The sequence below is a fragment of the Streptomyces inhibens genome (assembly GCF_022221585.1).
Classification (GTDB): domain Bacteria; phylum Actinomycetota; class Actinomycetes; order Streptomycetales; family Streptomycetaceae; genus Streptomyces; species Streptomyces inhibens.
Window position 1 is genome coordinate 4569353 of the sequence record NZ_CP084681.1, and the last position, 13276, is coordinate 4582628.

Sequence of the window (13276 nt, forward strand, 5' to 3'; positions counted from 1 at the left end):
GTGACCCCTAGTCCCATTCCAGGCCGCCACGACGCCATACATAGGCGTAGGCGACGAAGACGGTGAGCGCGAAGAGAAGCATCTCGACGAGCCCGAAAAGCCCCAGGGCGTCGAAGGTGACGGCCCAGGGATAGAGGAAGACGATCTCGATGTCGAAGACGATGAAGAGCATCGCCGTCAGGTAGTACTTGATCGGGAAGCGACCGCCACCGGCTGGATGTGGCGTCGGCTCGATTCCGCACTCGTACGCCTCGAGCTTGGCCCGGTTGTAGCGCCTGGGTCCGACGAGGGTGGCCATGACGACGGAGAAGATCGCAAAGCCTGCCCCGAGGGCTCCCAGTACGAGGATGGGCGCGTAAGCGTTCACCGTCCTCGCTCCCTTCAGTCGACGATGACTGGATGGCGGTCCGCTCGGGCCCGGTGACTGCCCCCGTAGAGATCGTGCATATGTGAGGCAGTTCACAAGCCCGAACCGCCTGCATCTTATGCCCGCCGGTCTGTGATCTGCGACACGGGGTCGAACAACGCCTTTGTGATCTCCACCACCCGGCGAAGGATCATGAAGTCGGATGAGCGGTGATCTTCATACGCGAAGCACGCGAGTGATCACGAGAGGTGACATTCACACGGGTTACCGCTGGTCAGGGCGGGGTTGCCAATACCAAGTCATTGCCGCTACAGGCAAATTGGCGCTGGACGCGCCCAACTGCTATATGAGGCGCACGCCGTAGATGCGATCCGCTCGTGACCCGACCGTGATCGTCGGCGCGTGCCCCGATTCACGAGCGGATGGCCCGCGCCGGGTCACGGGAACATAACGGACACTCAAGAGTGACCTATGTCACGCGATTTCATGCACTAGACCCTTGACGCCCGGGAAGCCTTGGCGTGGCGGATGCGGAAGTGATAGGCCCCCGCCGAGGCCGCATGGAGCGCCAAATGCCATGCGTAGGAACATGATCGCGAAATTCGGACATCACGCCGTCGGCTCGACGGGCGGACAAAAGTCCGTTTTGTTCGCCGTGTACACGTCAAGTGTGGCGCACTGCACCTTTCTTGGCAGCAACCTCTGGCTCCTGATAGCCGTTATTGCCATGTCCACGAACGCACTCATACCCAGCCACCGGAAGCCCCGCCGTTCCGCGTCCTCGCGGGCCCTGCGTGCGGGCGTGACCGGTGGCTTCCTCACCCTCGCGGTGACCGGCGCGACCGTGCCGGCCAACGCCGCGGAAAAGCCCGTCGCTGAGACCCAGGAGATGCCGACGATCACGACGGCGCTGGCAACCAGCGCCGCCAGGAGCGCCGACACCGCCGAGCAGGTCGCGTTCAACTACGAGCGTCAGGCGCTCCAGGACAGCGCATTCACCAAGGCCGCCAAGGCCGCGGAGAAGCACAAGGCCGAGGCCGTGAAGAAGGCCAAGGCCGAGGCCAAGAAGAAGGCCGAGGAGGCCCGCAAGGCCAAGGAGGCCAAGGAGGCCGCGCAGGCCCGTGCCTCGCGCTCCTCCGAGCGGACGACCCTGTCCGCCCCGGCGTCCGCCTCCACCGGCACCGGCAGCACCGCCACGCTCGTCGCCTTCCTCAAGGCGCAGCTGGGCAAGGCCTACGTGCTCGGCGCCAGCGGCCCCTCGTCGTACGACTGCTCCGGCCTGACCCAGGCCGCGTTCAGCCAGATCGGTATCGACCTGCCGCGCGTCTCGCAGGACCAGTCCACCGCCGGCACCCAGGTCGGTCTGGACAACCTCCAGGTCGGCGACATCCTGTACTGGGGCAGCGCGGGCAGCGCCTACCACGTCGGTGTCTACGTCGGTAACGGCAACTTCATCGGCGCCCAGAACCCGAGCACCGGCATCGTCGAGCGCCCGCTCAGCTACGACATGCCGACCGGCGCGGTGCGCGTCCTCTGAGACCGCCGCGCATCCGGTACCCCTGAAGGACCGCCCCTCCCGCCGCCCGGGAGAGGCGGTCCTTCGCCGTAGTGGCCGGTCTCTCCGGCGGCCGATTCGCGCCGTCCAGCGCCACGATCAAGCCAGGTACGGGCCGAAGGCCGCCCGTGGAGCCACCGATGACCGGTGCGCGCCGTTGCATCTCTCGCCATATGCCGCACATCTGCCGATCGGGCCCCGTGCGGCGCCCGTAGAGAGAGGGACTCCGCGCTCCGATGAACACCCATCGCACCGCCCACCGGATCGTCACCAGGGCCGCGACGGCCGCCGCCCTGGCCACCGCACTCGGCCTGGGCGCGGTCCACACCGCGACGGCATCGGCGCCGTCCGCCGCCCCGGTCCTCGCCCCGTTCGCCGACACCGACCCCGACGGCGGCTGGCACCAGGACGGGCTGGCGCTGAACGCCGCGGACAACAAGAAGGTGGACGCGTTCGTCGCCCGCGCCCGGCGGGCCGAGCGCTCCATCACGCCGCAGATCCGCGCGGCCGCCCGGCTCAGCCACGCCGATCTGATCGGCTTCGACCAGCGGCTGAAGTCCCCGGACTCGCTCAAGCGCAAGGTCGCCACCTCGATGCGGGAGTCGCCGGGGCAGACCGTGGACGCCTCGCTCGGCAAGATCAATGACGCGGTCCGCTTCACCCTCCAGTGGCCCGCCGGGAGGTACAGCCAGGGCGTCGACTCCGCGGCCGGGCTGCTGTCCTCCTGGGGCAACGACAGCACCCGCTGGTCCAACACCTGGAACCGGACCGCCGGCTACAAGGCGGTCAACTCCGCCTGGCGCGCGCCCCGCTCCCACCAGCTCTTCGAGGTCCAGTTCCACACCCCCCAGAGCAAGGCGGCGCAGCTGGAGACGCACAAGCTGTACGAGGAGCAGCGGCTGCCCGGCACTCCGCCCGAGAGGGTGCGCGAGCTCCAGGAGCAGCAGAACGCGATCTTCGCGGCGGTGCCGGTCCCGCCGGGCGCCGAGCGGCTGACCGCTCCGGCCCGCCACCTCCCGGCACCGGACCCGGCCCGCCACCTCCCCGCTCCGGCCCCCGTCCCCGTGGGCTGACGGACCCGGGACACCTGCCGGCCGCGGCTCATGCCTTGATGAACTCCAGCAGATCGGCGTTGAACTGGGCGTGATGGCTGGCGTAGATGCCGTGGCCGGCCGTCGGGTACTCCTTGTACGTGGTGCCCGGGATCAGCTCGGCGGTGCGCCGGCCGGTGACCTCGACCGGTGCGGAGAAGTCGGCCGCGCCGTGGACGACGAGGGTCGGGATGCCGATCTCGCGCAGCCCGGCCCGGTGGTCGGCGTGCAGCGCCTCCCGCTGCACCTGGAATGTCGCCCACGGCGAGGCGGACAGACACTGCGCCATGGTGTGATCCATCAGGGCCGGCGAGACCTCGTTGCCGAGGTGGGTGGCGAAGAACGCCTGCGCCTGGCGGGCCAGCCACTTGGGCCGGTCGGCCCCGATCTCCGCCATCGCCGCCGCCAGGGCGGCCTCCGGCAGGCCGTGCGGATTGTCGTCCGTCTGCTTCAGGAACGGCAGCATCGCCGCGATGAACACCGCACGGGTCACCCGCTCCGAGCCGAGCCGTGCCGCGCCAGGTAGCGCGCGATCTCGGCGCCGCCCAGGGAGTGCCCGACGAGGGTGACGTCCCGCAGAGCGAGGTGCGCCATCAGGGCGGCAAGATCGTCGGCGGTCGAGTCGACGTCGTATCCGGCCGAGGAGCGGTCCGAGCGGCCGTGGCCCCGCCGGTCGAACGCGACGCAGCGGAAGCCGCGCTCCGCGAAGAACGGGATCTGGTACTCCCACATGTCGGTGTTGAGCATGGCGCCGGCCACGAACACGATCGTCTCGCCCTGGCCGTAGTCCTCGTAGAACAGCCGCGTCCCGTCATGCGTCTCGAAGAACATGCCGCATCCTCCCGTTCCGGTCGTGTGCCACCTGGTGTCCGTGACGTTCACAGGATTCGCGGCGGGCGGAGGAGGACTCCATTACCTCTCGGGTCATGGCCGGCGAGTGGGGTCCGCCTCGGTTACCAGCCCGCGCCCGCCGGCTGCTTGGTGGTGACGTTGAGCCGGTTGAAGAGGTTGGTGAGGCCGATCGTCAGGATGATCGCCGACAGCTGCTTCTCGTCGAAGTGGTCGGCCGCCTCGTCCCAGACGTCGTCCGGCACCGGGTCGGAGCGGTCGGCGAGCCGGGTGACGGCTTCGGTGAGCGCGAGAGCGGCACGTTCGGCGTCCGAGAAGTACGGCGCCTCGCGCCAGGCCGCGACCGCGAACAGCTGCTCATCGCTCACGCCGTTCTTCCGGGCGCTCTTGACGCCCCCGTCGACGCAGAAGCTGCAGCCGTTGATCTGGCTGGCGCGCTGATGCACCAGCTCCAGCGTCGACTCCGGCACCCCGCCCTTCCGCGTCGCCTTGGCCACGTCGAGGAGGGGCTGCATGGCCTCGGGGATGACCACCGCGGGGTTCTTCATGCGTGCTTCCATCACTGCGCTCCTTAGGAAATCTCGTCGTCACTGCACTGACGGATCCCGGCCGGAGGATGTGACAGGAGCGGCCAAGAATTTTTTCGCCCGCGGTTTCACGCCTTCGGGGCGACCTTGCTCAGGCCGTTGATGATGCGGTCCATCGCGTCGCCGCCCGTGGGGTCGGTGAGGTTGGCGAGCATCTTGAGGGTGAAGCGCATCAGCAGCGGATGGGTCAGACCGCGCTGGGTGGCGATCTTCATGACCTTGGGGTTGCCGATGAGCTTCACAAAGGCGCGGCCGAGCGAGTAGTAGCCGCCGTAGGTGTCCTTGAGGATCTTCGGGTAGCGCTGCAGCGCCAGCTCGCGCTGGGCGTAGGTGGCGCGGGCCTGCGCCTGCACGATGACCTCGGCGGCGATCGCGCCGGACTCCATGGCGTACGCGATGCCCTCACCGTTGAACGGGTTGACCAGACCGCCCGCGTCACCCACCAGCAGCAGGCCCTTGGTGTAGTGCGGCTGCCGGTTGAAGGCCATCGGGAGGGCGGCACCGCGGATCGGGCCGGTCATGTTCTCCGGTGTGTAGCCCCAGTCGGCGGGCATCGAGGCGCACCACGCCTTGAGGATCTCGCGCCAGTCCAGCTCCCGGAACGCGGAACTGGAGTTGAGGATGCCGAGGCCGACATTGCTCGTGCCGTCGCCCATGCCGAAGATCCAGCCGTAGCCGGGCAGCAGCCGGTCCTGGGCGCCGCGCCGGTCCCACAGCTCCAGCCAGGACTCCAGGTAGTCGTCGTCGTGCCGGGGCGAGGTGAAGTACGTCCGCACGGCCACGCCCATGGGGCGGTCCTCGCGCCGGTGCAGACCCATGGCCAGCGAGAGCCGGGTGGAGTTGCCGTCGGCGGCGACGACGAGCGGGGCGTGGAAGGTGACCGGGGTGGTGTCCTTGGAATCGGATCCGGGCTCGCCGAGCTTGGCGTGGACACCCGTGATGTGGCCGGTCAGCTCGTTGATGATGGGCGCGCCCACATTGCAGCGCTCGTAGAGTCGCGCGCCGGCCTTCTGCGCCTGCCGGGCCAGCTGCTCGTCGAAGTCGTCGCGCTTACGGACCAGTCCGTAGTCCGGGTACGAGGCCAGCTCCGGCCAGTCGAGCTGGAGCCGGGAGCCGCCGCCGATGATCCGCAGGCCCTTGTTGCGCAGCCAGCCCGCTTCCTCGGAGATGTCGATGCCCATCGCGACCAGCTGCTTGGTGGCGCGCGGGGTCAGCCCGTCGCCGCAGACCTTCTCGCGGGGGAACGCGGTCTTCTCCAACAGGAGGACATCCAGACCGGACTTGGCGAGGTGGTAGGCGGTGGCCGAGCCGGCGGGCCCGGCACCGACGACGATCACGTCCGCGCTGTGCTCCGAGCGGGCTGTGGTCACGGAATCGGTCACGGACGCGGACTCGGTCACGGCGGTGTCTCCCGGAAGTCGATATCTGGATATCTGGGTGCCGACCGGCACTGGGCATGTGCAGTCTATGGGGGCCTTGGTGATCAGAACCTGAAGGGTTGTCCCATGAAGCCTGTGACCACACCGCTCCCCGCCGTCGAGCTGCGCGTGCCCACCGAGGAGGACGCACTGAACTGGCACCGGGTCTTCAACGACCCGGATGTCATGGAATTCCACGGCGGCGCCCCCGCCGAACTCTCGGTGTACGACGAGCTCACCGCGCGCCAGCGCAGGCACCACGCGGAGCTGGGCTTCTGCCTCTACACACTGCTGGATCCGGCGGACGGCGCGGTCATGGGGTTCACCGGCGCACAGCCGTGGCCGTGGGAGTGGGGCCCGGCCGGCGAGATCGAGATCGGCTGGCGGCTCGGCCGCGCGTACTGGGGCAAGGGGTATGCGACGGCGGCGGCGCAGGCCGCGCTGGAGTCGGTACGGGCGGCCGGCGTCCGGCAGGTCGTCGCGATGGTGGACGCACGCAATGAGCGGTCGCTCGCGGTGACCCGGCGACTGGGGATGCGGCGGGCGGAGACGGTGATCACGCCGAAGGGGCAGCGGGAGGCGTACTGCCACCGTCTGGAGGTATGAGCCGTCGGGCCCTCGTGCGCGGCATGAGGGCCCGACAGACCCGCTAGTCCACGTCCACGTCGCTGACCGACCAGCTGCTCAGCGCCGTGCTGAACACCTTGTCGTTCTCCGGGTCGTAGAGGGCTTCCAGGCACTCGTAATAGATGCTGTATTCGGTGCCGTCGGCGGCGACATACGCCTGGTCGATGGCGTGCACGGTGTTCCCCGTGTCATTGACGTAGGTGAACTCCCAGCGTGCGCCCGCGCTGTTCTGGAAGGTGTTCTTCCGCAGCTCCATCCGCTGGTAGTTCGTCCGCTTCTCGGCGCCCTTCTCCATGCTCAGGAAGTTGTCGTACGAGGACTGCGGGGCGTTGGCGATGACGCCGATGCGCAGGTAGGACTTGCCGACCGGCGCCTTGTAGTCGGTCTGGGTGCCCTTGGTCGAACGCTTCCAGTCGTGCTGCACGGCGAGTGAGAACCCGTAGGGGTCGTGCTTCTGGACGAAGCCGTCGGGAAGGCCCGCGGTGGGCTCACCCGTAGGGGTGCCGGTCGGCTCGCCGCTCGGGGTCACCGTGGGGGACGGGGGCACGGACGGGGTGGGGCCGTGGGTGGGCTGTCCGCTCTTGACCGCGGCCGGCCTGTCGGCCTTGCTGTCGGCCTTGGTGTCGCTGCCGCCCCGGTGGTTCTTGAAGTACAGCGCACCGGCCGTCGCACCGCCGCCGACCAGGAACGCGGCCAGCGCCAGCGCCAGCCACTTCACGGCACGACGCCGCGGCGCGGGCGGCGCTTCGGACGGCGCCCCGGGCGGGGCGGCGCCCACCTGCGGCGCCGGTACCGGATGCTGACCGAGCTGCACGGGCGGCAGGTCGGCGGCGGTGGGGGTGGGCGGGGTGACGTCCGGGCCGACCTCCGGGGTGGCGGACGGGGCGACGTCCGGGGCAACGGGAGAGGCGACCGGCGCGGCGGGAGGAGCGGCCGGAGCAACAGGAGCGAACGGCGCAGCAGCCGCGGCCCCGTAGGGGAAGACCGGAGCCACCGGCCCGGCCGGCCCACCACCGCGCCCCACCATCCTCAGCAGATACGGCACCACCAGCACCGCCCCGAAGGTCCACAGCAGCGCGAACAGCAGCGTCTCCGCGCCGCCGGCGGCGACTTCACCGTGGGCACCGGCGAGCCGGCCGCCATAGCCATCGCCGTAGCCGCTGCCGTATCCGTCACCGTAGCCGTCGCCGTAGCCGTATCCGCCGCCGCTCCCGCCATGGAACGTCGCGCTCACGCTCGCGCCCGCGACCAGCACCAGGAACACCAGCGAGCCGACGAAGAAGCCCGCGGACAGCAGCTGTTCGCGGCGGTCGGCGCTGCGCCGTACGGCCAGGAAGCCGACCAGCAGCGCACAGACCAGACCGCCGACGATCACGCCGAACAGCCCCCAGCCATCGCCGAGATGGCCCAGTTCGCCATAGCCGATCGACTGCCGGCCGGAGTCCAGGAACGGAATGTTCGGCAGGTTCCACTCGGCGTTCACCGGTGCGCCCCAGGCCATCGCGAGCGCCATCGCGCCGATGTTGGGCAGCAGCACCAGCATCGCGACCACCGCGCCGCCGCTGAAAGCCTCCTTCGCCGTGGCGAGCACCGTAACGACGGTGACGACACCGGCCAGTGTGACGACGGTCAGCAGCGCGATCAGCGCCGTACGCAGCGCCCCGACCGCGATCTGCCACCCGGGCCGGGCGGTGAGCCAGGCCCCGGCCTCGCCGCGCCCCAGCACCACACCGCACACCGCGGCCGCCAGCAGGAAGGACCACAGCAGCGTGAGGAACGGCGCGGACGACAACTCGATGCCGTCGTAGGACGGCTGGGCCAGCAGACCGAGGGCGAAGGTGCCGACGCCGCAGAGCGCGGCGATCCGCAGCACGGCCTCCAGCACGGCGGTCCGAGCACCGACCACCCCCTGAACTCCCGGCTGAGTCAGAGTAGTTGAACGCACGGCAGTCCGCCGGGCCGCGAACGCCAGCACACCCGCCCACGCCACCGTGACCACCAGCGGCACCAACGACAGCGTCGCCTCACCCGCGATACCCACCCCGAACGACTCCAGGGATGCCGAGGCATTGCCGGACAGGCTGACCCCGCCCCCGACGCTCTGCAGCAGCAGCGCCAGCGCGATCCGCATCCGTACGCCCCAGCCGAGCCCGGACGCGTCCGTCTTGTCCGAGCCGAACAGCGCCAGCACACCCGCCAGCACCAGCAGCATCAGCGTCGGCCCGGCGGCGACCTTCAGCGCCGCCGGCCAGTCGCCCTTCGCCGTACGGGTGAGCAGGGCGCCCACGGGCGAGGGCCGGGCGGGCACGGCGTACGACGGAGCGGGCGGCGCGGCCGGGACCGGAGGCTGCGCCGGAACCGGGGGCGGCGGTCCGTCCGGAGCGGGAGGCGCAGCGGCCCGCCGCTCCCGGCCACAGCCCATACAGAAGCGCGCCTCCGGCGGCGAGGCAGAACCACAGTCCGGGCAGAACGACGACAAGGCGGACTCCGGGAGGATCGAGGGGCAGCACGCGCAGCTGCCGCGGGCGAACGAACGTACAGACATCGCTGTCGCACGCATGGTTCCCGGTAGTTGACGCCCCGTGAAGGGACGTTACCCAAGCGAGTCCAAGTGCCGGATGCCCTCCGGGGGGGGGTAACCCCCGGAAGAGTTCGGTGGCTGCCTCCAGCGCCCGGCAGGGGCATCGCTGGCGATGATCTCTCTCAAGTCGCCGTACGCAAGTTGAGGGGTTACGAACATGGTGAGACACCGGAAGCGCATCGGCCGGCGGGGGCTGCTGGTCACGGCGGTGGCCGCGATAGGAGCGATCCTCACTCCTGTGGCTGTCCAGGCGGCCACGGCCGACGCGGCCGACGGGAAGCAGGACCCGGTCCGCGCACTGGAGCAGGCGGCCCACCCGCTGCGCTCGACCGAGCCGGGGAAGAACACGGCCGACCTGGGAGCCCTGGGCTCGATGATCGGCGACGCCAAGGTGGTCGGCCTCGGCGAGGCCACCCACGGCTCCCACGAGTTCTTCGCCATGAAGGAGCGGGTGTTCCGCTACCTCGTCGAGAAGAAGGGCTTCACCACCTTCGCCCTCGAACTGAGCTGGTCCGCCGGGCTCCAGGTCGACGACTACCTCCAGACCGGCAAGGGCGACGCCCGCAAGATCGCCAAGGAGACGCTGACCAACTCCCCTTGGGAACGCGAGGAGTTCGTCAGCCTCATCGAGTGGATGCGCGACTACAACAGCCGCCACCCCGACCGCACCGTCCACTTCATGGGCGACGACCTCGGCGCCCCCTCGATGAACGACGCGTTCTTCGGCCGGGTGACCGACTACGTGCAACAGAACCACCCGCAGGCGCTGCCGAAGCTCAACGAGCTCTACACCGGCCTGCGCCCGATCGACGATGCCTTCGCCTACCTGCGCAAGCCGCTCGCGGAACGGCAGCAGCTCGCCGCCAAGGCACAGCAGGCCCTGGAACTGGTCAGCAGCCAGAAGGGCTCCGGCGAGGCGTTCGACTGGGCCGAGCAGAACGCCCGCTCCATCGCCCAGACCGCCAAGTTCCTCACCATGAACCCCGAGGACCCGGCCACGCTGCCCACCTTCCAGCGCTTCCGCGACGAGGCAATGGCCCAGAACGTCGCCTGGTGGCAGCAGCACACCGGCCAGAAGATCCTGCTGTCGGCGCACAACGACCACGTCGGCCACGCCGCCAGCAATCCCGAGGTGTATCCCAAGACGCAGGGGTCGTTCCTGCGCGACACGATGGGCAAGAACTACCTCCCCATCGGCTTCACCTTCAACCAGGGCTCCTTCCTGTCGAAGGACACCGCCCTCGGCGGCGACTGGAAGAAGTTCACCGTGGGCGCCGCCAAGCCCGGCAGCAACGAGCACACCCTCGACCAGGTCCGCTACCGGGACTTCTACCTCGACGTCCGCAACGCCCCGGCCCCCGCCCGCGACTGGCTGAACGCCGCCCGGCCCACGCTCAACATCGGCACGCAGTTCCCCGTGGAGCCGCGCGACGTCGCGCTCGCCAAGTCCTTCGACGTCCTCATCCACCTCAACGACGTCCGGGAGGCCGACAAGCTGAAGCCGTGACGGCAGGACCTTGTCGGGACCTTTGACTCCGAAGTCCCGCCCGTGGGGAGACGGCGGGACTTCGGGCTTACCCGTCCAGCCCTGCTCAGCCGGCCGGCCTGGTCCCCCGGTGCAGCGCCACGACGCCGCCCGTCAGATTGCGCCAGGCCACCTTCGTCCAGCCCACGCCCTGGAGCCGGGCGGCGAGTTCCGGCTGGTTGGGCCAGGTGCGGATGGACTCGGCGAGATAGACGTACGCGTCCGGGTTGCTGCTGACCGCACGGGCGACCGGCGGCAGTGCGCGCATCAGGTACTCGGTGTAGACGGTCCGGAACGGCGCCCAGGTCGGCTCGCTGAACTCGCAGATCACCACCCGGCCGCCGGGCTTGGTGACGCGGTAGAGCTCCGCCAGCGCGGCGTCCGTGTCCTGGATGTTGCGGAGCCCGAAGGAGATGGTGACGGCGTCGAACACCTCGTCCGCGAACGGCAGCCGGGTGCCGTCACCGGCCGCGAACGGCAGCCACGGGTGCCGCTTCTTGCCTTCCTGGAGCATGCCGACGGAGAAGTCGCACGGCACGACGTACGCACCGGACCTGGCGAACGGCAGCGAGGAGGTGCCGGTGCCGGCCGCGAGGTCGAGCACCCGCTCGGCGGGCCGGGCGGCCACCGCGCGCTCCACCTCCTTGCGCCACAGCCGCGCCTGCCCCAGGGAGAGCACGTCGTTGGTGAGGTCGTACCGCGCCGCCACGTCGTCGAACATCGCGGCGACTTCGTGCGGCTGCTTGTCCAGGGATGCTCGGGTCACCCGGCCATTGTCCACCGTGCGGCGCCGGCCTCCCGCACCGGGCACGGCCCAGCGGCGGAAGTGGCGGAAGGTTGGTCGGGACGGCCGTATGTTCCCCTCGGACGGGCCCCTGGAACGGCGGCCTACGGGCCCTGGCGCGGCGGGCGAGCTCAGCGGCGGCGGTGGACCAGGCGGCCGGCGAGGACGGTGGCCAGACAGCTGCCGTCGTCGGCGAAGACGGCGAAGTGGGCCGCGCCCCCGACGGTCAGTGCGCGCGGGCCGCCGGCGGGCAGCTCCACGAGGCCGGACCGCTGGACGGCCGTACGGACCGCGGGCCGGGTGAACGGCCCGGTCAGCGCCGTCGTCCCGGTGGCCAGGAGGCGCTGCAGACCACGGCGGGCGCTGGCGCCCCAGCGGGTCTCGGTCATCTCCAGGGCGGCGAGCGCCTCGCCCGTGATCGGCTCGCCGCCGAGCTCATCGGCCTCGCGCGGGTCGGGGTGGTAGGCGGCTTCCAACAGCGCGGCGCCCTCGGTTTCCTGGCGGCCGGGGGTCAGTACGCCGTCCCACTCCCGGACGCGCGCCTTCCCCCCGTAGGCCGCCCACAGCTCCTCGTACGGGCCGATGGCGGCGAGGCGGGCACCGTCGACGACGACCGCATGCCCGGGATCCAGCCGGCCGTCATGGACCAGCCGGACACCGCGCACACGGTGAAGGGTCAGCACCCGTCGCCTACTTGGCCTCGATGAGCTTCAGCTCCGGATGTGCCGTACCGCCCTCGATCGCCGTCGAGGACAGATGCGAGACGACCTTGTCGTCGACCGGGTCGTTGGCCGGGTCGTCGTGCACGAGCAGGTGCTCGTACGTCGTCGCGCGCTGCGCCGGGACCCGGCCCGCCTTGCGGATCAGGTCGATGATCTCCATGCGGTTGGAGCGGTGCTTGGCACCGGCCGAGGAGACCACGTTCTCCTCCAGCATGATCGAGCCGAGGTCGTCCGCGCCGTAGTGCAGCGACAGCTGGCCGACCTCCTTGCCGGTGGTCAGCCACGAGCCCTGGATGTGCGCGACGTTGTCGAGGAAGATCCGGGCGATGGCGATCATGCGCAGGTACTCGAAGAGGGTGGCCTGCGTCTGGCCCTTCAGGTGGTTGTTCTCCGGCTGGTAGGTGTACGGGATGAAGGCGCGGAAGCCGCCCGTACGGTCCTGGACGTCGCGGATCATCCGCAGATGCTCGATCCGCTCGGCGTTGGTCTCGCCGGTGCCCATCAGCATCGTGGACGTCGACTCCACGCCCAGCTTGTGGGCCGCCTCCATGATCTCCAGCCAGCGCTCGCCGGACTCCTTCAGCGGCGCGATCGCCTTGCGCGGCCGCGCCGGCAGCAGCTCGGCACCGGCGCCCGCGAAGGAGTCGAGCCCCGCGGCGTGGATACGCGAGATCGCCTCTTCGACGGAGACCTTGGAGATCCGGGCCATGTGCTCGACCTCGGAGGCACCGAGGGAGTGGATGACCAGCTGCGGGAACGCCTTCTTGATGGCCGAGAAGTGCTTCTCGTAGTACTCGACGCCGTAGTCCGGGTGGTGGCCGCCCTGGAACATGATCTGGGTGCCGCCCAGTTCGACGGTCTCCGCGCAGCGGCGCAGGATGTCGTCGAGGTCGCGGGTCCAGCCCTTGGCGGTGTCCTTGGGCGCGGCGTAGAAGGCGCAGAACTTGCAGGCCGTCACGCACACATTGGTGTAGTTGATGTTGCGCTCGATGATGTACGTCGCGATGTGCTCGGTGCCGGCGTAGCGGCGGCGGCGCACGGCGTCGGCGGCCTTGCCCAGCGCATGCAGCGGAGCGGAGCGGTACAGGTCGAGCGCTTCCTCCGGCGTGATGCGACCGCCCTGGGCGGCACGGTCGAGTACGGACTGGAGGTCGGCGTTCTCGGTCACCG

13 protein-coding genes are annotated in these 13276 nt (G+C 70.1%); 4 read left to right on the top strand and 9 right to left on the bottom strand.

Annotation, left to right across the window (positions count from 1 at the left end):
* Window positions 1-7: 7 nt before the first annotated feature.
* On the bottom strand, window positions 8-367 hold the full coding sequence (locus KI385_RS20845) for an NADH-quinone oxidoreductase subunit A (protein ID WP_128511492.1): 360 nt from the start codon (window positions 365-367) through the stop codon (window positions 8-10).
* A 727-nt stretch (window positions 368-1094) separates the two neighbouring features.
* Between KI385_RS20845 and KI385_RS20850 the strand changes: the two genes are divergently transcribed.
* Both KI385_RS20850 and KI385_RS20855 read left to right on the top strand, forming a co-directional pair.
* The gene (locus KI385_RS20850; protein WP_238573715.1) at window positions 1095-1904 is read left to right on the top strand and encodes a C40 family peptidase; all 810 of its coding nucleotides are present in this window, start codon (window positions 1095-1097) and stop codon (window positions 1902-1904) included.
* A 254-nt stretch (window positions 1905-2158) separates the two neighbouring features.
* A complete protein-coding gene (locus KI385_RS20855; RefSeq protein ID WP_238573716.1) occupies window positions 2159-2995 on the top strand; it encodes an ATP nucleotide 3'-pyrophosphokinase in 837 nt (278 codons plus the stop codon).
* Window positions 2996-3023: 28 nt separating this feature from the next.
* On the opposite strand, the gene KI385_RS20860 is transcribed toward KI385_RS20855, so the two are convergent.
* From KI385_RS20860 to KI385_RS20875, 4 genes are all read right to left on the bottom strand, one after another.
* On the bottom strand, window positions 3024-3506 hold the full coding sequence (locus KI385_RS20860) for an alpha/beta fold hydrolase (protein WP_238573717.1): 483 nt from the start codon (window positions 3504-3506) through the stop codon (window positions 3024-3026).
* Window positions 3503-3844: an alpha/beta fold hydrolase gene (locus tag KI385_RS20865; RefSeq protein ID WP_238573718.1), complete on the bottom strand. Its 342-nt coding sequence runs from the start codon at window positions 3842-3844 to the stop codon at window positions 3503-3505. Before KI385_RS20865 ends, KI385_RS20860 begins: the two co-directional genes overlap by 4 nt.
* A gap of 122 nt (window positions 3845-3966) precedes the next feature.
* A complete protein-coding gene (locus tag KI385_RS20870) occupies window positions 3967-4422 on the bottom strand; it encodes a carboxymuconolactone decarboxylase family protein (RefSeq protein ID WP_238573719.1) in 456 nt (151 codons plus the stop codon).
* Window positions 4423-4517: 95 nt separating this feature from the next.
* Window positions 4518-5882 (bottom strand): geranylgeranyl reductase family protein, encoded by a 1365-nt coding sequence (locus KI385_RS20875; protein WP_342593524.1) that lies wholly within the window; start codon window positions 5880-5882, stop codon window positions 4518-4520.
* Between the two features lie 72 nt (window positions 5883-5954).
* On the opposite strand from KI385_RS20875, the gene KI385_RS20880 reads away from it, so the two are divergent.
* A complete protein-coding gene (locus KI385_RS20880; protein WP_238573720.1) occupies window positions 5955-6473 on the top strand; it encodes a GNAT family N-acetyltransferase in 519 nt (172 codons plus the stop codon).
* Window positions 6474-6516: 43 nt separating this feature from the next.
* Here the strand turns inward: KI385_RS20880 and KI385_RS20885 are convergent, their stop codons facing one another.
* Window positions 6517-9039, bottom strand: a complete 2523-nt coding sequence (locus KI385_RS20885) for a hypothetical protein (RefSeq protein WP_238573721.1) — start codon at window positions 9037-9039, stop codon at window positions 6517-6519.
* Between the two features lie 193 nt (window positions 9040-9232).
* Here KI385_RS20885 and KI385_RS20890 point away from each other — a divergent pair, with 193 nt between their 5' ends.
* On the top strand, window positions 9233-10582 hold the full coding sequence (locus KI385_RS20890) for an erythromycin esterase family protein (protein WP_238573722.1): 1350 nt from the start codon (window positions 9233-9235) through the stop codon (window positions 10580-10582).
* 85 nt (window positions 10583-10667) lie between these two features.
* Here the strand turns inward: KI385_RS20890 and KI385_RS20895 are convergent, their stop codons facing one another.
* From KI385_RS20895 to mqnC, 3 genes are all read right to left on the bottom strand, one after another.
* Window positions 10668-11366 carry a demethylmenaquinone methyltransferase gene (locus KI385_RS20895; protein WP_128508889.1) on the bottom strand — a complete coding sequence of 233 codons (699 nt, stop codon included), beginning with the start codon at window positions 11364-11366 and terminating at the stop codon, window positions 10668-10670.
* 149 nt (window positions 11367-11515) lie between these two features.
* A complete protein-coding gene (locus tag KI385_RS20900; protein ID WP_238573723.1) occupies window positions 11516-12067 on the bottom strand; it encodes a hypothetical protein in 552 nt (183 codons plus the stop codon).
* Window positions 12068-12074: 7 nt separating this feature from the next.
* Complete coding sequence (mqnC, locus tag KI385_RS20905) at window positions 12075-13274, bottom strand: cyclic dehypoxanthinyl futalosine synthase (protein ID WP_238573724.1); 1200 nt, start codon at window positions 13272-13274, stop codon at window positions 12075-12077.
* Window positions 13275-13276: the final 2 nt, after the last annotated feature.